Origin of the sequence: Pseudoduganella rivuli (assembly GCF_009674485.1) — a bacterium.
Taxonomy (GTDB): Bacteria; Pseudomonadota; Gammaproteobacteria; order Burkholderiales; family Burkholderiaceae_D; genus Rugamonas; species Rugamonas rivuli_B.
In genome coordinates this window covers 462,421-485,185 of record NZ_WKJJ01000003.1, presented here as the reverse complement: position 1 = coordinate 485,185, position 22,765 = coordinate 462,421, and the positions used below count along the sequence as shown (strand labels likewise).

Below are 22,765 nucleotides of genomic sequence, written 5' to 3'. Positions count from 1 at the left end.
GAGGGCCAGGCCGGCATCGCCGCCGGCCAGCCGTTCGGCCTCGGCATACGCCTGGCGCGCGGCGTCGGGCTGCTTGCGCAGCTGGGCCAGGTTGCCCAGCGCCAGTGCGGCCCGCGCCCGGTCCTGCCCCTGCGCCATGGCGTACGCGGCATGCAGCGGCGCGTCGGCCTGCTCCAGGCGGCGCGCCTGCAGCAGGGAGGCGCCCAGTTCGGTGGCAGCCTGGCGCCGCTGGACGTCGCCGACCGCCAGCGCCTGCGCCGCGCGCAGGGCATCGATGGCGAGGGTCAGGTTGCCCTGTTCGCGTTCGGCGGCGCCGCGCGCCAGTAATGTGTCAAATGAGACATCAAATGAGGCGTCAGCCGCCAGGCAGGCGCCTGCGCGCAAACACAGGACAAACAGGCATATCAGGCGGACACAGGCAAGCCATCGCATGGTCGGGATAGGAATTGAGAAATTGGGCGGCGGCACGCCGGCGAAGCGGCAGGACGCTGCTGGCCGCAGCCCTGCGGCGTGCAGTGTGACAGCATTGATTGCCTATTGTCAATTTCCTATGTGCATGATGCAACTTATATTGCACAAATAATAATCATACCCGGCAAGTCGGGAAAAATTCCCGAATACTCTATGGTACATTCCGCACCTTCATGGACGGTGGGTAGCCTATGCCGCAAGATTCTCCGGATACATTGCCTCCCGCGGAGCATGGCAGGGACATCAATCTCAAATCTCATCTATTGCTGCGGATAACGCTGTTCGCGCTGGCCATCGGTGTATGCGCGACAGCAGTCGTGTTCCATCAGGCGCAAGACCGGATACGCGTACGCATCGCGCAGACCGGCGGCACCGTAGCGCGCCTGTTGACCGCGGAAGCGGCACAACCCCGCGGCGTGTTCGACATCGGATTGGCGGGGCTTGAGACCGGGCTGGCGTCACTCGACGGTATTGGCCAGTTACTCAACATTTGTGTCGCGGTGGAAGATACCTACAAGACACGCCCCGTACTTCGGCGCTGTTTTGGCGAGGCATCGGCTCCTCCGGCGGCTGTGCGCTGGGCCCTTGCCCACTTGATTGGACCGGAAATCCATTACCGCGGCGCGATCGGACAATACCCGGGCTTCAAGATCGGCGAGTTCGTCGTCTCGCCCAACCTGGACTGCGAAGCCTTGATCTTGTGGCACCAGATACGTACGGTGCTGGGCATGACCGTCGGCATCCTCGTGCTGAACCTGCTCATCTACCTGCCGGTACGCCGCGCCCTTCAGCCGACCGACCAGATATTGGCGGTCATCGAACGCGTCGAAGCGGGCGACCTTGCCGCCCGCATGCCGCGTCCCAGGCTTATCGAGCTGCACCGCATTGCCGCCGGCTTCGATCACCTGACCGAGCAACTGCAAAAGACCACGGCCAACCAGCGTCAGCTGGCCCAGCGGCTGCTTGCGGTACGAGAGGAGGAACGGCGCTACCTGGCGCGCGAACTCCATGACGAATTTGGCCAATGCCTGACCTCGATCGGCGCCGATGCCGCGTTCATCACGGCGCGTACGCGCGGACGCCACCCCGAGTTGTTGCCGGCGGCACAGTCCATCGCGGCGGTGACCGTGCACATGCTGGAAGCCCTGCAAAGCATCCTTTGCCAATTACGGCCTGTCGGCCTGGAGGAATTCGGCCTGCAAGCGGGGCTCGAGCAACTCGTCGCCGGCTGGCAACGCCGCAGCCCCGCGTGTACCTTCGACTTGTTCATCGAAGGCGGCATCGACGATTTGCCGGATGATTTGACGGTGAGCCTCTATCGCATCGTCCAGGAAAGCCTGACCAATGCCTTGCGCCACGGCGCCCCCCGCCATGTGACGGTGCGCCTGGCCCGCACTGCGCGGCAGTGCACCGTCCGTATCGAGGACGATGGAGAAAAACGCGAAGCCAGCACTTCCGGCAGCGGACTGGGGGTGCTGGGCATGAATGAACGCGTTGCCGCCCTGGGCGGGCGCTTTGCCATGACCGCGAGATCGCCACAGGGAATGCGGGTAGACGCCGAGTTTCCAGCCGAAACCTTAACTATCCTGGAGAATCAATAGTGCAGAACAAGACGCGCTTGCTGCTGGTGGACGATCACGCGGTGGTACGCGAGGGTTACCGCCGGCTACTGGAGTCGAGGCCGGACTTGACCGTTGCCGGCGAGGCGGCCACCGGGCGCGAAGCGCTGGATCAGTACCGGCTGCTGGCGCCCGACGTGCTGGTGCTTGACCTTGGCCTGCCCGATATTGGCGGCGTGGAATTGATACGGCGCCTGGTTCAACGGCACGCGGATGCCCGCATCCTGGTCTTCACCATGCATCGGGAACCCATCTATGCGAACCAGGCGTTACGTGCCGGCGCGCTGGGCTACATCACCAAGAGCAGTTCGCCCGACGAGCTCGTTGCCGCGGTGTACCAGGTCGCGGCGCGACGCAAGGTCCTCAGTCCGGACATCGCCCCCGACCTGGCGCTCGCGCTCCTTGCACCATCAGGGACACCGCTGACCGAATTGTCGCCAAGGGAATTCGAAATACTCCGCTTGCGGCTCGACGGCCGCAGCTCGGAAGAAATCGGCGAGCGGCTGTCGATCGCCGTCAAGACCGTGCAGAACTGCCACTACCAGATCAAGATGAAGCTCGGTGTGCGTACCGACATCGAGCTGGCCCGGGCCGCGATCAAGCTCGGACTGTTTTAAGGCCTTCAATAAGATGGGTGCAGGGCCTTCAGGCCGGGCCCCCACATATCACTCCGGCCGGCCTGCCAGTTGCGCCTGGTAAAGCTCTACCAGCGTCTGGAAGGTGATCGTTCCGACCGGATCGCCCGCGTCATCGAGCAGTTCGTAGATCAGTTCGTCCGTACCGGGCCGGATGCTGAACAGGACGATGGCCTCCTGTTCTCCGCCGCCTTCCCGGTGCGGGCGTTCGCTCGCCGGCGACACCGTGTACCTGCCCGCGCGCCGGATTTCACGCAGGGCGCCGTCGGTTTCATACAGCCGGTGCTCTCCCTGGATTACAAAGGTGTGATTCAGTGCGTGATGAACGTGCAGGACAATGCGTTGATTGGCCGGCAGCTTGAACACGGCGTCGACGATGCGGCTTTTTTCATCCACATGAAGAATGCTGTAGTGAAAAGCAGGTTCAAACTCGCCAAAACGGGTCCACTGGATGGCACTGGGGTCGAATTGATAGATAGTCATACGTCTCCTGGTTATCGGGTCACTGGCGAATCGCCATCAACATTAAACCCGTCGCACCGCTGTTTTCCCAGGGCGCCTTGCCCGCCATCGGCCGGGAATTTTGCCCGGCCCCCGCGTGCCGCGAACTTGCCGGCGGTCGGGCAAATTTCCCCGCCCTTTGCAGGCAATCGTCCGTTTTCAGGGCGACTGGCGCGGCCATAAAATCCACTTTTCGAATGGGCAAGACCGGCAAGCCGCTGGAACCGGCGGCTCCGCGTGGCGCCCTCACATTCAAGGGGAGTGGCTATGCGACGTCGAACCTTCATTTCCGCCTGTATCGGCACGACCGTGGGAGGCTTGGCCGGCCTCGCATACCGGCATGCGAACGTGGCGTCCGGTTCGCCATTGCGCGGCGCGGCCGACCCGTCGGGCGCCAGGCTCTACAGCGCGACCGACACGGCATTTGGCACCACCATCACGGCCAGGGTGCGGCATAAAGACCAGCGCCAGGCCGAATTGGCGATCGAAGATGCGTTCGGCGCGGCAAGGAAAGTGGACGCCTTGATGAGCATCCATAGCGAAACCAGCCAGGTATTTCGCCTGAACCGGGATGGGCGCCTTCGCGATCCCGATCCGCATTTGCTGGAGGTGCTGCGGCGGGCGCAAACCATCTCCACGCTGACCAATGGCGCGTTTGATATCACGGTTCAACCCCTGTGGTCGGCATTCAGCCGTTCCGCCGCGAACCATACCCTGCCCTCGGACCAGGAAATCGCCATGGCCAGGCAATTGGTCAACTGGAAGCATCTGCTGGCCGGTCCGCGTCAGCTCAGCTTTCGGAAAGCCGGCATGGCCATCACCCTCAATGGCATCGCGCAAGGCTATGCCGTCGACCTGGCGCTGGCGGCGCTCAAGGCACGCGGCGTGGAACACGCGCTACTCGATACCGGAGAATACATGTCAAACGGCGCGCGGGCGCCTGGCCATCCATGGCTGCTGGGCGTGCAAGACCCACGGCATGCCGATGCCTGTGCCGGCACCTTGCGATTGGATGGGCGCAGCGTGGCCACCTCGGGAGATTACGAAACCATGTTTACCCCCGACTTCGTCAACCACCACATCTTCGATCCGGACACGGGGCATTCTCCCCTTGAACTGGCCAGCGTCACCGTGGTAGCCCCCACAGGCTGGCAGGCCGATGGCTTGTCAACGGCGCTAATGGTCCTGGGACCGGACAAGGCAATGGCGCTGGCCGCCGAACTCGCCGATGTCGATGTATTGCTGGTCGGGAAAACAGGAAAGATCTGGACAACGCCCAATTTGCCCGCGCTTCGGACCTAGGCGGCCCTCACGTACGCATCCCGCAGCAGTCATCCATGGAGAATCTCATGTGGCAAACCATCCTGGCACACGTTCAACGAACGCTGCGGCCCCATCCGCATTTCCGTCTTGCCATAGGGATGTCGGTCTTGCTTCTGCTGGCCGGCAATTTGACATGGGCCGGCGACCTCACCAAGGCCGACATCGAACGCCGTTTCAGCCACCCGTATCAAGTACAGGACAAACTCGCCGACCTCCCCGCCTGGCCCATCACCAGTGCGCTGGAGCAGCATGCAGGTCCGGTGGCCTATGTATTCGAATCCATCGACCTCGCGCCCCTGCCCGGCTTCGAAGGCTCGCCGATGAATTTCCTGGTATCGATTGATCGCAAAGGAAACTTTATCGGGGTTGAACTGCTCAAGCAACGCGAACCCGTCTTCACATTCCGCGATCTGGGCGGCAAAGGCGATTCCCTGTTGCGCGAGTTTATCGCGCAGTATGCCGGGCGTAACATCCGCCAGCCCTTCCTGATTTCAACCGGCCCGACCAGCAATCGAACGGGACAGCCCAGGAACCATGACGGCGTGGCGATGCTCGATGGAATATCGAAGGCGACCACCTCGGTTCGCATCATCAACCAGTCGGTGCTCGATGCCGCCGGCAAGGTTGCGCGCGCCAAGCTCGGCTTCGCCGCGCGCAACGAAACCGGACGCGCGGCGCAAGTCCGGCCCGACGTCTATGACGCGGTCAGTTTTGACGATATGCTCAAGAACGGCATGGTCGGCCACCTGCGCATCAGCAATGCGCAGGTCGAGCACATCTTCGCCGGCACCGAAGGCGCCGACGTGGACGAGCGAGCCCGGACCCATCCGGACGAAGCGTTCGCCGACCTGTATATCGCCTACCTGAACGCCCCGACGATCGGCCGCGCCATCCTGGGCAACGCGCAATACCAGGCAGTCATGAAGCGCAACTTCAACCAGCATCACCTGTGGTGGATCGCCTCGGCCGGCCGCTATCCCATCATCACCGACGACTTCACTCCCGGCGCACCAGTCCCGCGGCTGGCCATGAGCCAGGGCGGCACGTTTCTTGAATTGCGGGACCAGGATTATGAACCGGCCGTCGCCTCCGCTCCGCCGCGCCTGAACGCCTCGCGCCTGTTCGGCGTCAATGCCACGTCCGGCATGGATCCGGGCCGTCCGCTGACACTGCACTTGAAGATCACGCGCGCCAAAGGCAGCGTCATGCCGACCCTGGTTTCCAGGGAGGTCATGCTGCGCTACGCGCCACCCGCAAGCCTGTTTGCCTATCCGCCCGAGCCGACGCCGGAATGGCTGCTGGCCTGGAAGGCGCGCTGGATCGATCTGGCCGTACTGAGCTGTGCACTGGCGCTGCTTGCCATGGTACTCGCCAGGCCGCGCCGGGTGGCGCTGGATGCAAGCAGGCTGCGCCGTTTTCGCCTGGGATTCCTGGGCTTCACGCTCGTGTATATCGGCTGGTACGCGCAAGGACAACTGTCCGTCATCCAGCTCACCGGCGCGATCAAGACACTGCACGCCGGTCTCAGCCTGGCAAGCTATCGGTGCGATCCGATTTCGTTGCTGCTGATCGCGTTCACCTTGATCACGTTTGCCGTCTGGGGCCGCGGCACTTTTTGCGGATGGCTATGTCCATTCGGCGCGCTACAGGAATTCGTCGACCTGCTGGCCCGGCGCTTGCGCATTCCACGCTGGCGCATCCCGCTGCACATTGCCCGGCGCATGGAATGGGCACGCTACCTGGTGCTCGGGATCCTGGTCGGCGCAGCCCTGCTGCTTCCCAGCCAGGCGGAGACGCTCAACGAAATAGAACCATTCAAGACCGCCTTCACGCTCGGCCTTGAGCGGACCTGGCCATACCTCGCCTATACATTGGCGGTGCTGGCGGCCGGCGCCTTCTATTACAAGTTTTTCTGCCGCTTTGTCTGCCCCCTGGGCGCGGCAATGTCGCTTGGCGGACGCTTGCGCCGCTTCGACTGGATCCCGCGCCGCAAGGAATGTGGCCAGCCATGCCAGCGCTGCACGTCAGCGTGCAAATATGACGCCATTGAATCGAACGGGGCAGTGCGTTACGACAACTGCTTCCAATGCCTCGATTGCGTCGGCATCTACCACGACAGGCAGCGCTGCGTCCCGATCATGCTATTTGAAAAAAAAGGCAAGCGCCTGGAACGCAAGGTCGAACATGCCGCCCTGCGCTGACCGTTCCGCGCCGGCCAGGCGCAGCGATTGGGCGTCCGCCACCACCGGCAGGCGCTCCACGCGGTGCACGGCCATGCGGGTCGCCACCACCCGGCAGGTTTCGCCCGGCAGTGCGACGAGGGGCGGTTCGGCAAGAGCAGCATCACTCCTGCCGGCGTGAAATATGCCGAGAAATCATGTTCCCGCCGCATATAGAACCAAAAAGTCATTACACCCATGCATCAATCATCACGCAGCAATGCAGACGCGACGGTAAAATATGCAACACCGCGTCATTTTTCACGCTGATTTCGTGCCGAATCAGCAATTTAATCGGGGCAATATGGCCACCGCCTCACCGCGCTGAAAATCCGGTTTTCCCTCTGTAAACCGGGCTCCACACACTCGTCGCCAGCCATGCATACCTTGGTAGTAAATTGCTATGCATAAGATTTGACGTATGGCAGCTATTTCCGTGGCGTAGTGGGTCGCCCCCTGTCAAAACCCTACTCTACCTATACCGACTGGGCGCTCGCCCAAGAAGTCAGCAAGCCAACACAGGGTGCTGCGCAACGATAAACACCCCCAAAAACATAACTCAGACACGCATGGGGCGGCCGGGGTAAATGGCCGCATCAGCGGAGAATAGATAGGAGCAGCACAACATGAGCCAACCTCAACTCCGGCCAGTCGTCAGCCAGGATACGCCGCCAGCGGCGCCCAAAGAAGTCAGCAAGATCGACGACTACTTCAAGATTACGGCGCGTGGCAGTACGCAACGCCGTGAAATCATTGCCGGTATTACCACTTTCCTGGCCATGGTGTATTCCGTGTTCGTGGTTCCGGGCATGCTGGGTAAAGCCGGCTTCGACGTCAGCGCCGTGTTCGTCGCGGTCTGCCTGACGGCCGCATTTGGTTCGCTGCTGATGGGCTTCTGGGCCCGCCTGCCAATCGCTGTTGGCTGCGCCATTTCGCTGACCGCCTTCATGGCATTCGGCCTGGTGCTGGGTAAAGGCCTGTCGCCGCAAGTGGCGCTGGGCGCGGTGGCCCTGATGGGGATCGTCTTCACGCTGATTTCCGTCACCGGCGTGCGTTCGTGGATCCTGCAAAACCTGCCGCAAGGCGTGGCGCACGGCACCGGCGTGGGGATTGGCCTGTTCCTGCTGCTGATCGCCGCCAACGGCGTCGGCCTCGTGATCAAGAACCCGCACGAAGGCTTGCCTGTCGCGCTGGGCGATATCACCGCCTTCCCTGTGCTGATGAGCCTGGTTGGCCTGGCCGCCATCTTCGGCCTGGAAACCCGCAAAGTACCTGGCGGCATCCTGCTGGTCGTGGTGGCCCTGTCCGCCGCCGGCCTGGCATTCGACCCGTCCGTGAAATTCACCGGCGTGTTCGCCCTGCCGAGCCTGGGCGCTGACGGCAAATCGCTGATCGGCTCCATGGATATCCAGGGTGCGCTGTCGATGGCCGTGCTGCCTTCCGTGCTGGCCCTGGTCATGACCGCCGTGTTCGACGCCACCGGCACCATCCGCGCCGTGGCAGGCGAAGCCGGCCAGATCAATGAAAACGGCTACATCCACAATGGCGGCCGCGCGCTGACCACCGACTCGATTTCGTCGATCTTCTCGGCACTGGTCGGCGGCGCTCCTGCCGCGGCTTACATCGAATCGACCGTGGGTACCGCCGCCGGCGCCCGTACCGGCCTGGCGGCTGTCGTGGTTGGCGCCTCGTTCCTGGGCCTGATCTTCTTCTCGCCACTGGCCGGCCTGGTGCCTGCCTACGCCACCGCACCAGCGCTGATGTACGTCGGCCTGCTGATGCTGGGCAGCGTGTCCCGCATGCACATGGATGACAAGATCGACGCCCTGTCGGGCCTGGTGTGCGCCGTGTTCATCCTGCTGACCTGCAACATCGTGACCGGCATCATGCTGGGCTTCTGCACCCTGGTGGTGGGCCGCGTGATTTCCGGCGAGTTCCGCAAGCTCAACACCGGCACGGTGGCCATCGCTGCCGCGCTGGCGATCTTCTACGGCGGCGGCTGGGCAATCTAAGCTTCGCTCCGGAAAAAAAACCGGCAGCCGCTAGGCTTGCCGGTTTTTTTTACTTTCAGGGGTTGGCTTACAGTGCCGGCCTCGTTGCCGGCCGCTGCCCGCCGACGCCGTCGAACCACGCCAGCGCCTGGCCCCACAGCGCCTGCGCGTGCGGCCGGAAGTAGCCCATGTGGCCGATGGCGCCGATGCCCGATTGCTGGGGATCGACATCGATGCCACTCCACGGCGCATTGCGGTAGCCGGCCATGAAGGCATCGCGCGAATCCGGCGGCGCCCACAAATCGTCGGCCGCATTGACGGCCATGATGGGCGCCCGCACTGCCGCGAAATCGCGCGCCACCTGCCCCATTTCCGGATCGTCGAAGAAGTAATGGGGGTAATGGCACCAGCGCTTCCACTGCGTATAGACGCCCAGCGGCAAATCCTCGCCCATGCCCAGCCGCTTCCATGCGAGGAATCCCTTCCAGCGCACCAGCAGCGGCCCCGCCACGTGCCACATGAATTTCACGCGGATGCGTTCCAGCGGCGGCATCCAGCCGTGCCAGCCGGCGCCCGTGCCGAACACGTAGAGACCGTCGACTTTCGCATGGTTCGGCAACAGGCCGAACGCATGGCCGCCGAACGAATGGCCCACCATATATAAAGGCGCGGCCGATGCCTGCGCCGCGGCGGTATCGACCACGGCCGCCAGGTCCAGCTTCGCCCAGTCCAGGAAGCTGGCGCGGAAACCCCGCAGCTTGCCGGATTTCGATTGCGCGATGCCCCGGTAATCAAAGGTCAGCACCGTGTAACCGCGGCTGGCGGCAAATTCGGCAAAGCGGCGGTAAAAGCCTTGCGGCACGCCAGTGGCGCCCGCCACGATCAGGCGGGCCCGCTCCGGGCCCTGGGCCGGGTAGCGCAGCGCGGCCAGCGGATAGCCGTCGGCGGCGTGGATGGTCAGCGCTTGCGCTATGGTGGCATTCATGGTGACTCCTTCGGGTTCAACAGCGACAGCAAGGTTTCCGTGGCCTGCATCATGGGCGCCACGTCGTTGGCAACGCGCGCCTGCAGCAAGCCCCCTTCATACGCCGCCACCATCAGCGCAGCCAGGCCCTGCGCGCGGATGTCATCGTGGCCGGCGCGCACCAGCGCCTGTGCAATGCGGTGGCGGATCGCATCGAAACCGTTCGCCAGCGCCGCGCGGATCTCCACGTCGGCCGCCGTCGATTCCAGCGCCACGGCCGCCAGCGGGCAACCCAGTTCAAAGCCGCTGTCACCCAGGCCGCCCACCGCGCGGACGATCCAGGCGCGCAGCGCGTCGGCCGGATTGCCATGTGTGAGCATCAATTTGTCCAGCCACTCGCATGACCAGTCCACCGTGCTTTCAATGGCCGCCACGGCCAGCGCGCTCTTCCCGCCAGGGAAATGGTGGTACAGCACGCCCTTGGGCGCCTGCGCCAGCGCCAGGATGTCGCTCAATCCCGCGCCGTGCAAGCCACGGGTTTGCAAGGTGCGGATCATGGCGCCCACAAGGCGTTCGCGGGTGCCAGCCGGGGTTGTTTTTTCAGTAGCGGAAGTCATGGTGATAATTCTATAGACCAGTCGGTCCAGTTTCAAGCAAAAAGATACGGGATCCGCACGAAAGTGGTGATCCAAGGCAAGCCTTGATAAAATACGCCTTTGGGCAACCGTAATCGCGTACTGCCCGCCAGTTACAGAAAGTACAACATGAGCCTACCTCACGCATTCTCTGGCAGCCTGTTCATGGTGGCCGCGCCGTCCGGCGCCGGCAAATCCACGCTGGTCAACGCACTGCTGGCGCAAGAACCCGGCATCAAGCTGTCGATCTCGACCACGACCCGCCAGCCCCGTCCGGGCGAAGAACATGGCCGCGAATATTTCTTCACGACGCCGGAAGACTTCGTCGCGCGCGCACAGGCCGGCGAATTCCTCGAGTGGGCCGAAGTGCATGGCAATTACTATGGCACGTCGCGCATTTTCGTCGAAGAACAGATGAAGACCGGCACCGACATCCTGCTGGAAATCGACTGGCAAGGCGCGCGCCAGGTGAAGAAGCAATTCCCGCTGGCCGCCGGCATCTTCATCCTGCCGCCATCGATCCAGGCGCTGGAAGAACGCTTGCACAAGCGCGGCCAGGATGAACCGCACGTGATCACGCGGCGCCTGCTGGCCGCGGGCGGCGAAATCGCCCACGCGCCCGAGTTTGAGTATGTTATTATCAACCAAGACTTTCCCGTCGCCCTGGCCGAGTTGAATGCGATTGTCCGGGCAGCCCGCTGCAGGTTCTCGCAGCAAGCAGCACGCAACGTATCGCTCTTCGCCCAGCTGGGCATCCACGCGGAGCACGCGGAATAATCCGTCCCAGCATCATCCGTAATCAAGACACCGAATTGGAGTAATAGATGGCCCGTATCACCATTGAAGATTGCCTGAAAAACGTACCTAACCGCTTCCAGCTGACCCTGGCCGCGACCTATCGCGCCCGCCAGCTGCTGCAAGGCCACACCCCGAAAGTCGACGCCAAGGACAAACCTACCGTTGTTGCACTGCGCGAAATCGCGGCCGGTAAAGTCGGCCTGGAAATGCTGAAAAAGGTTCCTATGTAAGCTGGGCGGCCACGCCCTTCACTTGCAGACGCGGTTCGAACGTTTACAACGTTGTAATTGGACCCGTATGAACCTGACACCTGATGATGTAACAGGCAAGCCCGCCAGCCGGGCCAAGCGCCCGGCCTCTACTGAGCCGGGCGTTCCCGCTTCACCACCCACCGCTGCTTCCCCTGTGCCTTCTTCGCCACTGGCTACCCCTACCCTGACTGCGGGCGTTGCGTCCGTTACCCACCTGACTGAAAAGCTGGCTGAATACATGTCGGCCGCCGACCTGAAAAAGGTCAAGGAAGCGTACCGTTTCTCGGACGAGATGCATCTCGGCCAAGTCCGCAAGTCAGGCGAACCCTATATCTCCCACCCTATCGCTGTCGCGGAAATCTGCGCCGACTGGAAGCTCGATGCGCAAGCCATCATGGCCGCGCTGCTGCACGATGTGATGGAAGACCAGGACGTCAAGAAGGAGGAATTGATCGAGCGCTTTGGCGCGCCGGTGGCGCACCTGGTCGATGGCTTGTCGAAGCTGGAAAAAATCGAGTTCCAGAGCCAGATCGAAGCGCAGGCGGAAAACTTCCGCAAGATGTTGCTGGCCATGGCGTCCGACGTGCGCGTCATCCTGATCAAGCTGGCCGACCGCCTGCACAACATGCGCACCCTGGATGTGATGGCGCCGGCCAAGAAGCGCCGCATCGCCGGCGAGACCATGGAAGTGTACGTGCCCATCGCGCACCGCCTGGGCCTGAACAATATCTACCGTGAATTGCAGGATTTGTCGTTCGCGCACCTGCACCCACTGCGCTATCACGTGCTGGCCAAGGCCGTGAAAGCGGCGCGCGGCAACCGCCGCGAAGTGGTCAAGAAAATCCTCGAGTCGGTGAAAAACACGCTGGGGGCCGCCAATATCGAGGCGGAAGTGTATGGCCGCGAAAAAACGCTGTACGGCATCTATAAAAAAATGCGCAGCAAGCGCCTGAGTTTTTCCCAGGTGCTGGACGTGTACGGTTTCCGCGTGGTGGTCGACAGTTTCCAGAATTGCTACGTGGCGCTGGGCACCCTGCACTCGCTGTACAAACCCATGCCGGGCAAGTTCAAGGATTACATCGCGATCCGCAAACTGAACGGCTACCAGTCGCTGCACACCACGCTGATCGGTCCGTACGGCACGCCGGTGGAATTCCAGATCCGCACGCAGGAAATGCACCGCACGGCGGAGTCCGGCGTGGCGGCGCACTGGCTGTATAAAACCGGCGACACCAGCATGACGGATTTGCAGCAGCGCACCCACGCGTGGCTGCAATCGCTGCTGGACATCCAGCAGCAAACCGGCGACTCGGCGGAATTCCTGGAACACGTCAAGGTCGACCTGTTCCCCGATTCCGTCTACGTGTTTACGCCGAAATCCAAGATCATTGCGCTGCCGCGGGGCGCCACGCCGATCGACTTCGCGTACGCGATCCACACCGGCATTGGCGACCACACGGTGGGCGTCAACATCAATGGCGAATCGGTGCCGCTGCGTACGGAATTGCGCAACGGCGACATCATTGAAATCATCACGGACCCGCAATCGCGCCCCAGCCCGGGCTGGCTCAGCTTCGTGCGCACGGGCAAGGCCCGCTCCGCGATCCGCCACCACCTGCGCACCATCAACCTGCCGGAATCGATCGCGCTGGGCCGGCAATTGCTGGCGCAGGCGCTGGCCGTGGCCAATATCGATCCGACGTTGCCGGAACCGCTGGCCGAACGCCTGCTCAACGAATCGTCGGCCAAGTCGCTGGAAGAACTGTATGCCGACATCGGCATCGGCAAGCGCATGGCGGCCCTGGTGGCGCGCCATATCTTCGGCTTGATGGGCGGCGAATCGGCAACGATGCCGGTGGACCACAACAGTGCGGCGGAGCTGGACCCCGTCACCATTTGCGGCAGCGAAGGCGTATCGGTGCAACTGGCGCAATGCTGCCTGCCGATTCCCGGCGACGGCATCATCGGCCAGTTGCGGCGCGACCAGGGCTTGCTGGTGCACACCACCGATTGCTCGGTCGGCAAGCGCCAGCGCCAGAAGGAACCGGACCGCTGGATCCCCGTCAAATGGGGCCACGACATCAACCGCCGCTTCGACGTCCGCATCAAGCTGCTGATCGAAAACGAAAAAGGCATCCTGGCGCGGGTGGCGGCGGAGATCGGCGAATCCGATGCCAACATCACGTTCGTCGGCATGGATGAAGACGCGGAACACGTGCTGCACCAGTTGCGCTTCACCGTGCAAGTCAAGGACCGCGTGCACCTGGCGGGCCTGCTGCGCAACGTGCGCAAGGTGGCGGGCGTGAACCGCGTCCTGCGCGAGCGCAGTTAAGAACGCAGGCGGCGCCACCCCAGCAGGCCCAGCCCGGCCGCCAGCATCATCCACGCCCCCGGCTCCGGCACCGGACTCAACAACATCGCCACGCAGTCGCTGCCATTGTTGCGGCATGCCTGCCCCACGATGACGCCACTGTCGTTGATGTCTTCCGCGCGGCTGATGGTCCAGCCGCCGCCGTTGGTCACCAGCGCATTCAAGTCATATTGCTCGCCATTCAACATCAGGTAGCCGTGGTCGGTGGCGCCAGCCACCCTGAAATTGCCGACCACCGCGCCCAGGTTGTTGATGGCGTTGGCCATGTTTTCCGTGGTGAAGTCGCTCAGCGGCGTCATCTGTCCGTTCTGATACAGGAAGGAATGCGTATGCACTTGCGCGCCATTGCCGAAATACGATGCCCCGACGACCGCGCCCGCTTCATTGATATCGCGCGCGCTGCTGTGAGCATAGCCGTCCGTCGGCAGGGTCCCCAGCCGCGTCAGCGTGCCATGGTCATACAGCACCGCCTGGTTCACCGGCTCGGCGTAATCGCTGTTGCCGGCAATTTGCCCCGCATCGTTGATGGCGATGGCCTGCGACATGGGCAACACCGTTGTCTTCCCGTTCGCGTACAGGAAGGTGCCGCTATTGCTGCCCGCTTCCGTCACGGCCACCACGGCGCCGGCGCCATTGACGTCCTGCGCCCGCGTAAAGCGGTACATCCACGAACCCGGGGCCGGCGGAAACACGTCCGGCACGCCACCGAGGCTGCCCTGGTGGTACACCAGGCCATCGGACCACATCCATTGCCCGCCTGCTTCCTCGTACGTCTGGCTGACGCCCGCGATATGGCCCTGCGAGCTGATGCCATACACCAGCCCGAACGAATCCGGCAGCAGCGCATACTGGCCGTTCGACCATCTAAAGGTGCGGCTGCCCAACGTGCTGTCCCAGCGGTTGCCGGCCACCAGGCCGGCATTGTTGATGGCGACGGCGACGCCGTGCGCCTGGTCGAGCAAGGTCATGCTGTATTGCGGCGCAGCCGCGGCATGTAATGGCCCGCATAGCAGCAAGGCGGGCCAGCAAAGGCGTAATTTGTTCATGCAACCTCCAGTGGATGAGTCAACGGGGCGCGCACCGTATCGGGACGCCGCGACATGCTAGTCCGGCGGCGGGCTGCGCACGGCAGGTGCGGCAATAAATCCGCGCTGGTGTGGGATGGTGGCAAATGGTGAACCGTGCGCGCCCGGCTTGGCGTATGCTGGCGCGGCGGCAGTAACGCCTGCGGACGCTATTCCAGCGGGTCGTACCAGTAAGCTTTATGGCCCAGCGGGGTCTGCGGCGACAACGTGGGATTGTCCAGCCTGAACACGCGGCGTTTGCGCAAGCCGGTCTGCTCGATCACGCTGTCATAGAAGTCATGGAAGATGCGGTCGAAACGGCCGTCCGCCAGCAGCAGGTGCAAGCCGTATTCCAGCCGTTCCGCGAGGCGCGCCTGTCCCGGCGTGACAAAAAAGTAGCGGGGCAGCGGCATGTGGATGGCAAAGCTCTCTTCCAGCGCCAGCGCCGGAAAGGCGTGGATGTATTGATCGCGCTCGTATAACGCTTCCTCCATACCGCGCGGGAAGTGGGGGAAACGGCCGGCCGCCAGCATGCTGTGCAAACCCGCCGTCGTATTACCCACGACAACAGAAAAACCCGCGCGCTGGAACGCCGTCGAGGAACTCCATTGGCGGCCCGCGCCCAGCGGAATGCGCTTGAGGTGCTCCAGGGTGCGGACGGCGCTGAATTCCGCCTGGCGCCGTCCGTCGATCAGCGAAATGCGGTAACCGGCGAGGCCTTTGTCGACCGGGATACGGACCGGCGTCAGGTCGCGCTCCCACTCCAGCGACGTGATCTGCGCACTGAGGTTGACCAGTTCACCCTTGATCATTTCCCGCAGCAGGCGGTCGCGTTCCATGCCCAATGTCGCGGTACGTAATAAATACGGTCCGAACCGCGTGCTCGACGCATCGAGCGCGGCCGTCAGCAAGTGCAGCGTATAGCGGTCGCGCGTATCGTTGCGGCTAAAATTATAGTCAAGCACGTACCTGTCCGGCGCTCGCTGAGTAGCGACGGGTTCCTGCGCACTGGTGGTCCACGGGCGTAGCGCCAATGCGCACAAGGCGGTGGCGAACGTGCGCCGCGCCTTATTCGCCGGGTGCGGGATAGCTCACCTCCAGGATATCCAGGTCTTCCACGCCGGTCGGCGTGTGCAGTACCACAGTATCCCCTTCGCGGGCCTTGGTCAATGTGCGGGCAATCGGCGAAATCCAGCTGACTTTACCCTTCAGCGGATCGAATTCATCAATGCCGACAATGGTGATCGTATGTTCTTCGCCGTCCTGTTTCGCGTACGTCACCGTGGCGCCAAAGAACACCTGATCGCTGCCATGATGGACGCTGGGATCCACCACTTCGGCCAGGTCCATGCGCTTGGTGAGGAAGCGGATGCGGCGATCGATTTCCCTCAGGCGCTTCTTGCCATAGATATAGTCGCCGTTTTCCGAGCGGTCGCCATTCGAGGCGGCCCAGTGCACGACTTTCACCACTTCCGGCCGTTCTTCATCGATCAGGTGCAGCAATTCCTGCTTGATACGCTGGTAGCCGGCCGGGGTGATGTAGTTTTTTGAGCCTTTCGGAATCGGCGGCGCCCCGTGCAGGTCGTCGTCGTCCTCGTCGTGATCGCTTTCTTTGACAAATGCCTTGTTCATAATCAACTTTTAAGGGTGTTTCCCGTATCATCAAACCATGAAGCGATTGTACACACTCAGGCGCCGCCTGCTGGCGCCCCTGGTCTATCTGGCCGCATTGATCCTGCTGCTGGAAGAATGGCTGTGGGACGTGGGCGGGCGCCTGATGGCGGCGCTGGCGCGGCTGATCCCCATGCCGCGCGTGCGGGCGTGGATTTGTTCGCTGGGGCCGGTGCCCGCGCTGTGTTTATTTGTGTTGCCGGGGCTGGCGCTGTTTCCCGTCAAGATCCTGGCGCTGTTCGCGATAGCCAAAGGCCATGCGATTGCCGGCATTTCCACCATCGTCCTTGCCAAGGTGGCGGGCGCGGCGCTGGTGGCGCGCATTTATGCGCTGACGCAGCCGGCGCTGATGCGCCTGGCATGGTTTGCCTGGGGCCATGACCGCTTCATCGCATTGCGCGACCGCTGGATCGGCCGGCTGCGCGCCACCCGCGCCTGGCAGCATGTACAAGAGCTGGCGCAACAGGTGCGCCACTGGCGCCACGGCTTGCAGCGGAAACTGCACCCGGCACGCCATGCGCGCAACGGCATGCGGCTGCTGCGCGTGTTGCGGCGCTATATCGCGCAATGGCGGGCCAGGAGAAAACAGCCGTGAAGGCAGTGGCGTTCAGCGCCGCCCGGGCGGTACACTGCGCACCATGAGCCATCCGCCCCACCCCGACCGCCATCCCGAACCGCATGCCGATGCGCATGCGGATACCGAGCCGCATTCCCATGCCGCCGCGCTGCGCCAGGCGCAGGCCCGCTTCGACGCCATCGTGCGCAATATGCCGGGCCTGGTCTACCAGTTCGCCTGGTACGGCGATGGCCGCGTCGCCTTCCCTTACCTGTCCGACGGTTGCCAGGCGCTGCTGGGCATGCCGGCCGCGGAATTGCGCCTGCATCCGGAGCGCTTCGAAGCGCTGATCCTGGACGACGACCGCAAATCGTATACGGACGCCATGCTGGCCTCCGCCACGGCGCTGTCGGCCTGGAACTGGGAAGGCCGCATCTGGGTCGATGCCTGGCGCGACGTGAAATGGATCAACTTGCGTTGCACGCCACACGCCTTGCCGTCCGGCGATGGCGTGCAGTGGGAAGGCATCATGACCAACATCACGGAAAGCAAGCTGGAACAGCTGGAGGTCAGGAAAAGCCGCGCCAGGCTGGCCGAACTGACGGCCCACATTGAAACCGTGAAGGAACAGGAACGCACCCGCATTGCCCGCGAAATCCACGATGACCTGGGCGGCAACCTGACCGCCATCAAGATGGCGCTGGCCATGCTGGCCAAGCGCTTGCCGCCGGACCCGGCGCTGCAGGAGAAGACCGCGTATGTGGATGCGCTGGTGGACCGCACCATCGATGCCGTGCACCGCATTTCCCTGGATTTGCGTCCGTCCATCCTGGATTTCGGGCTGGTGGCGGCGCTGGAATGGCAAGTGCGCGAATTTGCCGACCAGACCGGCATCGACTGCGTCTTCACCTGCGCCGACAAGGACATCGATGTGGCGCCGGACCGCGCCAGCGCCCTGTTCCGTATCTTGCAGGAAGCGCTGACCAATATCGCCAAGCACGCCCACGCCTCCCACGTCGACGTGCAGTTGTCGCGCACGCGCAGCTACCTGCACCTGAAGATTACCGACAACGGCCTCGGCATCCGCCAGGCCGACCGCAGTAAACCGCAATCGTTCGGCTTGCGGGGCATGGCGGAACGGGCCGCCGCGCTGGGCGGCACGTTGTCGCTGACCCACGCGCATGGCGGCGGCACGGTCGTGGCCATCAAGATACGGCGGGATTAGTTCGTGCGCAGGTTACAATGAACACATGATTGATATTGCTGTAATGGAATGACTGACAAAGCCCTCATCAAGGTCTTCATCGCGGATGACCATGCCATCGTGCGCGAAGGCTTGAAACAAATCCTGGCGGATACCCGCGATATCGTGGTGGCGGGCGAAGCGGAAAACGGCGTCGACGCCGTCAAGCTGTTCCGCCGCTCGGGTTGCCACGTGGTGTTGCTGGATATCTCACTGCCGGACAAGAGCGGTATCGATGTGCTCAAGCAAATCAAGAAGGAAAAACCCGACCTGGCCGTGCTGATGCTGTCGATGCACCGCGAAGACCAGTACGCGATCCGGTCGCTGAAAGCCGGTGCGGCCGGCTACCTGACCAAACAAAGTGCACCGAAAGAGCTGGTGACTGCTATCCGACAAGTCGCCGGGGGATTAAAATATGTCAGTCCTGCACTGGCGCAGGAACTGGCCAACCACCTGGGTGAAGACCACGAAGCGCCGGCCCACGAAACGCTGTCCGACCGCGAATACCAGACGCTGACCATGATTGCATCCGGCAAAACAGTCGGCGCCATCGCCAAGGAATTGTCGCTGTCCGTGAAAACCGTCAGCGAATACCGGGCCCGCCTGCTGGCCAAGATGAAGTTGAAAAACAGTGCGGAACTGACGCATTACGCCATCAAGAACGGCTTGATTGAATAAACGATGCGACATGGCTTAAGTTCAACGGCACTACTGTCGCTTTGCCACATCGGCGGCGTCACCCGCCGGCAGATGCCGCAAAGTAATAGTAGTTCCACCCGTTAATCAAGGATTTGACCGGCTGGCCGCTGAACTATCATGGAGCCAGTCTGTCAACACTGATAACAAGAGGCTGTGCGCCACATGTCCAAACCTAACCAACCTGCCGCCATGGAACAGAATCCGGCAGACATCGCCCGGGAAGCGTTCCGCCGCCTCGCCCTGCGCCGCATCTCGCCCACGCCCGAAGCATACCGCGACATCTATTATGAAATCGCCGGCATTGCACCGCCGCCGCCACCGGCGTTGCAGGCGCCCACCGCGGCCCCGGAAGCGCGTCCCGACCCGGGACCGGAATTGATGCTGTACCAGTTCGCCAACCGCCTGGCCGACCAGCCGGGCGACCTGTCCGAGTTCGGCCGCCGCCTGAACCGCGCCGTCAAGGGACGCGACTGGGATGGCTATGCGCGCACCCTGGCGCAACTGGCGGAACGCCCCGCCCCCAAGAAAGGCATCGACCTGGCGGAATTGCCGGATGGCGAACAGACCAAACAATTGCGCGACATGCTGGCCCGCACGCTGACGTTTGCCGTGGCATCGCTGCTGAACACCAATCCGGTGCTGGCGATGGAAGCCGAAGCGCTGGGCGCCGCCACCAAGGAAGCCCATTCGGACGCGGCGCTGGCGGAAATCGGCAGCCGCCTGAAACAGCTGTGCTACCAGATTGAATTACGCAGCGGCGACCAGGGCGAGCAGCAGGAATTGCTGCTGCGCCTGTTCCGGTTGCTGCTGGAAAACGTCAGCGGCTTGCTCGACGACGATTCCTGGCTGCGCGGCCAGATCGACATGGTGCAGGAATTGATTTCCGGCCCGATCGACTCGCGCAAGCTGGAAGACGCCACGCGCAGCCTGAAAGACGTCATCTATAAACAGAGCCAGTTGAAGCATGGCTTGTCGGACGTGAAACTGACCGTCAAGAACATGATGATGACGTTCATCGACCGGCTCGGCCAGGTAGCGACGTCGACCGGCGACTTCCACGAAAAGATCGGCGGCTATTCCGAGAAAATCCGCAACGCGGACAAGATCAGCGAGCTCAACGAGATCCTCGACGATGTATTGAAGGAAACCCGCATCGTCCAGAGCGAAGCGCTGAAAGCGCGCGACAACATGGTGATGGCGCGCCAGGAAGTGCAGGATGCGGAAGCGCGCATCCATGCGCTGGAAGCGAAACTGCAGCACATGAGCGAACTGGTGCGCGAAGACCAGTTGACGGGCAGCCTGAACCGCCGTGGCCTGGACGATGTGTTCGAGCGGGAAATGGCGCGCGCCGACCGCCGCGGCACGCCGCTGTGCATTGCCGTGCTGGACCTGGACGATTTCAAGCGCCTCAACGATACCTATGGCCATATCGCGGGCGATGGCGCGCTGAAGCACCTGGTCAAGATCGTCAAGGAAACCATCCGCTCGATGGACGTGGTGGCGCGCTTTGGCGGCGAAGAATTCCTGATTCTGTTGCCCGAAACGACGATCGAAGCGGCATCGCAAACCATGACGCGATTGCAGCGGGAACTGACGCGCCACTTCTTCATGCATGACAATGAGAAAGTGCTGATCACGTTCTCGGCCGGCGTGGCGCTGCGCCGCCCGGGGGAAGACCAGACGGAACTGGTCAAACGTGCGGACAAGGCCATGTACCAGGCGAAGCAGACCGGCAAGAACCGGGTGGTGATTGCCGACTGAGCCGCCGCGCCACCACGACAAGGCCCGCCTCCGAGCGGGCCTTTTTACTTCCCAGCAAAAATCCAGTCGACATTTCGGGGCCTGGCCCCAAAAGCACTGTCGTGCTCTTTTGATATTAAATCCGACCTCTCCACAGGGAAGCGGGCCTGCTTTAGACGGTTTTTTGGAAATTTTTAGGGTGAAAAAATATTTTTTTTGGCCCTAAAGTTCACATTTTTTGCGCCGCTTAAGCGTGCATCAGGGGGCGAGGTTTAGGGCGAAATGAAAAAATTTAGGATGTTTATTCCCCTTAATTTTCCCATGGGGCAACCGTTACCCAAAATAACAGCGGCTTGATCGTCTCGGAACAGCGAGGCGGGCCAAAGTGAAATGAGCACGCAGCCCAAACTAGTAGTAAATGGAGAATCATCATGGCCCAGACCATCAACACCAACATTGCCTCCCTGAACTCGCAGCGCAACCTGAATTCGTCGCAATCCGCGTTGTCCACTTCCCTGCAACGCCTGTCGTCCGGTCTGCGTATTAACAGCGCAAAAGACGACGCCGCAGGTCTGGCAATTTCGGAACGTTTCACTTCGCAAGTTCGCGGCAATAACCAAGCAGCCCGCAACGCCAACGACGGTATCTCCCTGGCGCAAACGGCTGAAGGTGGCCTGAGCACCGCCGGCGACCTGCTGCAGCGTATTCGTGAGCTGGCAGTTCAGTCCGCTAACGGCTCGAACTCGGCTTCCGACCGCAAATCGATCCAGAACGAGGTTGCCGCACTGTCCTCCGAACTGAACCGCGTTGCCACTTCCACCCAGTTCAACGGCCAGAACGTACTGGACGGCACCCTGACCAACACCCAGTTCCAGGTGGGCGCCAACTCGAACCAGACCATCAACATCGGCGTGCAATCGGCAAAAGCCACCGACATCGGCAACAACACGATCAAACCGGTCGACATTGCCACGTCGCAATCGCAAGCTGTTGCCACCGCGGTCAACAACGTGACCGCCAACGAAGAACTGACCGTCAGCTCCGGCGCCGGCGTCACGTCGAAAGTGTTCGTCACCGCCGGTGACAGCGCCAAGAAAGTGGCGGAAGCCGTCAACGCCAACACCGGCACCAGCGGTGTCAGCGCACAAGCCAAGAGCGTGGCGACGATTTCCAACATTGCTGACGGTACCGTACAGTTCGAACTGCGCGGCGCCAACTCGATCGCCAACGACGCCAACTCGAAAGCCGTGACGATTTCGGCTTCCGTGGCCGGCGGCGACCTGTCGGCCCTGGCCCAGGCAGTCAATGCGCAAACCGCGACCACCAACGTGACGGCGACCATCAAGATCGACCAGACCACCGGCGCGAAAGAACTGGAACTGGCGGACAACACCGGTAACGACATCAACTTCCACGAAACCGATGCCACCGCCAACACCGCAATGGCAACTGCCCAGGTGCGTGGCCATGACCTCGGCGGCGGCGCCGGTGCAGGTGCGGCCGTGGCATGGGGTGCGGACGTGACCGTGGGTGGCCGTGTCGAGTTCTCGTCCGATTCGGGCTTCTCGATCACCAGCAACGGCGCAGGTGCTGTGACCGGCGCCGTGACCGTGGGTTCGTCGCTGAGCTCGGTGTCCAACATCGACGTGAGCACCGTGGAAGGCGCCAACGACGCGCTGCTGACCATCGATGCCGCACTGAACTCGGTCAACAGCAACCGTGCATCGCTGGGTGCGATCCAGAACCGTTTCGCTTCGACGATCTCGAACCTGCAAACGACGACGGAAAACCTGTCGGCATCCCGCAGCCGTATCCAGGATACCGACTTCGCGGCAGAAACCGCCCTGCTGACCCGTGGCCAGATCCTGCAACAAGCTGGCACCGCGATCTTGGCGCAAGCGAACTCGCTGCCTAACGGTGTGCTGTCCCTGCTCCGCGGTTAATCGCGATGACATGATGGCCCGCCATCGTTGATAACAGGTTCCCCGGCTGATTTATTCCGCCGGGGATTTTT

General features: G+C 62.5%; 20 protein-coding genes and 1 pseudogene. 13 read left to right on the top strand and 8 right to left on the bottom strand.

Annotation, left to right across the window (positions count from 1 at the left end):
• A partial coding sequence (locus tag GJ700_RS07025; protein ID WP_229506842.1) for a hypothetical protein occupies window positions 1-432 on the bottom strand: 432 nt, incomplete at its 3' end.
• Window positions 433-662: 230 nt separating this feature from the next.
• Between GJ700_RS07025 and GJ700_RS07020 the strand changes: the two genes are divergently transcribed.
• The gene (locus GJ700_RS07020; protein ID WP_154371954.1) at window positions 663-2,072 is read left to right on the top strand and encodes a sensor histidine kinase; all 1,410 of its coding nucleotides are present in this window, start codon (window positions 663-665) and stop codon (window positions 2,070-2,072) included.
• Window positions 2,072-2,707 carry a response regulator transcription factor gene (locus GJ700_RS07015; protein WP_371867857.1) on the top strand — a complete coding sequence of 212 codons (636 nt, stop codon included), beginning with the start codon at window positions 2,072-2,074 and terminating at the stop codon, window positions 2,705-2,707. Before GJ700_RS07020 ends, GJ700_RS07015 begins: the two co-directional genes overlap by 1 nt.
• 48 nt (window positions 2,708-2,755) lie before the next feature.
• Here GJ700_RS07015 and GJ700_RS07010 read toward each other — a convergent pair whose 3' ends face one another.
• Window positions 2,756-3,208 (bottom strand): cupin domain-containing protein, encoded by a 453-nt coding sequence (locus tag GJ700_RS07010; protein WP_154371951.1) that lies wholly within the window; start codon window positions 3,206-3,208, stop codon window positions 2,756-2,758.
• Window positions 3,209-3,493: 285 nt separating this feature from the next.
• On the opposite strand from GJ700_RS07010, the gene GJ700_RS07005 reads away from it, so the two are divergent.
• Entirely contained in the window at window positions 3,494-4,528 is a 1,035-nt protein-coding gene (locus GJ700_RS07005) for an FAD:protein FMN transferase (protein WP_154371949.1), read from the top strand.
• Between the two features lie 47 nt (window positions 4,529-4,575).
• Complete coding sequence (locus GJ700_RS07000; protein WP_154371947.1) at window positions 4,576-6,750, top strand: 4Fe-4S binding protein; 2,175 nt, start codon at window positions 4,576-4,578, stop codon at window positions 6,748-6,750.
• On the opposite strand, the pseudogene GJ700_RS36250 reads toward GJ700_RS07000, so the two are convergent.
• Window positions 6,691-6,882 (bottom strand): annotated as a pseudogene (locus GJ700_RS36250) (hypothetical protein); the annotation flags it as partial. The gene GJ700_RS07000 and the pseudogene GJ700_RS36250 sit on opposite strands and share 60 nt — an antisense overlap.
• A 512-nt stretch (window positions 6,883-7,394) precedes the next feature.
• Here GJ700_RS36250 and GJ700_RS06995 point away from each other — a divergent pair.
• On the top strand, window positions 7,395-8,780 hold the full coding sequence (locus GJ700_RS06995) for an NCS2 family permease (RefSeq protein WP_154371945.1): 1,386 nt from the start codon (window positions 7,395-7,397) through the stop codon (window positions 8,778-8,780).
• A 67-nt stretch (window positions 8,781-8,847) separates the two neighbouring features.
• Here GJ700_RS06995 and GJ700_RS06990 read toward each other — a convergent pair whose 3' ends face one another.
• On the bottom strand, window positions 8,848-9,744 hold the full coding sequence (locus GJ700_RS06990; protein ID WP_154371943.1) for an alpha/beta hydrolase family protein: 897 nt from the start codon (window positions 9,742-9,744) through the stop codon (window positions 8,848-8,850).
• Entirely contained in the window at window positions 9,741-10,340 is a 600-nt protein-coding gene (locus tag GJ700_RS06985; protein WP_229506841.1) for a TetR/AcrR family transcriptional regulator, read from the bottom strand. The genes GJ700_RS06990 and GJ700_RS06985 overlap by 4 nt, the downstream gene beginning before the upstream one ends.
• A 147-nt stretch (window positions 10,341-10,487) precedes the next feature.
• Between GJ700_RS06985 and gmk the strand changes: the two genes are divergently transcribed.
• From gmk to GJ700_RS06970, 3 genes are all read left to right on the top strand, one after another.
• Window positions 10,488-11,135 (top strand): guanylate kinase, encoded by a 648-nt coding sequence (gmk, locus tag GJ700_RS06980; RefSeq protein ID WP_154371941.1) that lies wholly within the window; start codon window positions 10,488-10,490, stop codon window positions 11,133-11,135.
• A gap of 47 nt (window positions 11,136-11,182) precedes the next feature.
• Complete coding sequence (gene rpoZ / locus GJ700_RS06975) at window positions 11,183-11,386, top strand: DNA-directed RNA polymerase subunit omega (protein WP_093557479.1); 204 nt, start codon at window positions 11,183-11,185, stop codon at window positions 11,384-11,386.
• A gap of 67 nt (window positions 11,387-11,453) precedes the next feature.
• Window positions 11,454-13,739: a RelA/SpoT family protein gene (locus GJ700_RS06970; protein ID WP_154371938.1), complete on the top strand. Its 2,286-nt coding sequence runs from the start codon at window positions 11,454-11,456 to the stop codon at window positions 13,737-13,739.
• Here GJ700_RS06970 and GJ700_RS06965 read toward each other — a convergent pair.
• From GJ700_RS06965 to greB, 3 genes are all read right to left on the bottom strand, one after another.
• The gene (locus GJ700_RS06965) at window positions 13,736-14,824 is read right to left on the bottom strand and encodes a PEP-CTERM sorting domain-containing protein (protein WP_154371936.1); all 1,089 of its coding nucleotides are present in this window, start codon (window positions 14,822-14,824) and stop codon (window positions 13,736-13,738) included. The two genes, GJ700_RS06970 and GJ700_RS06965, sit on opposite strands and share 4 nt — an antisense overlap.
• 188 nt (window positions 14,825-15,012) lie before the next feature.
• Window positions 15,013-15,807 (bottom strand): transporter substrate-binding domain-containing protein, encoded by a 795-nt coding sequence (locus GJ700_RS06960; protein ID WP_371867856.1) that lies wholly within the window; start codon window positions 15,805-15,807, stop codon window positions 15,013-15,015.
• 103 nt (window positions 15,808-15,910) lie between these two features.
• On the bottom strand, window positions 15,911-16,474 hold the full coding sequence (gene greB / locus GJ700_RS06955) for a transcription elongation factor GreB (protein WP_154371934.1): 564 nt from the start codon (window positions 16,472-16,474) through the stop codon (window positions 15,911-15,913).
• Window positions 16,475-16,511: 37 nt separating this feature from the next.
• On the opposite strand from greB, the gene GJ700_RS06950 reads away from it, so the two are divergent.
• The 5 genes from GJ700_RS06950 to GJ700_RS06930 all read left to right on the top strand — a co-directional run bounded on the left by GJ700_RS06950 (window position 16,512) and on the right by GJ700_RS06930 (window position 22,694).
• The gene (locus tag GJ700_RS06950; protein ID WP_154371932.1) at window positions 16,512-17,108 is read left to right on the top strand and encodes a hypothetical protein; all 597 of its coding nucleotides are present in this window, start codon (window positions 16,512-16,514) and stop codon (window positions 17,106-17,108) included.
• Between the two features lie 172 nt (window positions 17,109-17,280).
• A complete protein-coding gene (locus tag GJ700_RS06945; RefSeq protein WP_229506855.1) occupies window positions 17,281-18,294 on the top strand; it encodes a sensor histidine kinase in 1,014 nt (337 codons plus the stop codon).
• 48 nt (window positions 18,295-18,342) lie between these two features.
• On the top strand, window positions 18,343-18,990 hold the full coding sequence (locus GJ700_RS06940; RefSeq protein ID WP_154371927.1) for a response regulator: 648 nt from the start codon (window positions 18,343-18,345) through the stop codon (window positions 18,988-18,990).
• 183 nt (window positions 18,991-19,173) lie between these two features.
• Window positions 19,174-20,772, top strand: coding sequence for a GGDEF domain-containing protein (locus GJ700_RS06935; protein WP_154371925.1), 1,599 nt, complete (start codon window positions 19,174-19,176; stop codon window positions 20,770-20,772).
• Between the two features lie 410 nt (window positions 20,773-21,182).
• A complete protein-coding gene (locus tag GJ700_RS06930; protein ID WP_154371923.1) occupies window positions 21,183-22,694 on the top strand; it encodes a flagellin N-terminal helical domain-containing protein in 1,512 nt (503 codons plus the stop codon).
• Window positions 22,695-22,765: the final 71 nt, after the last annotated feature.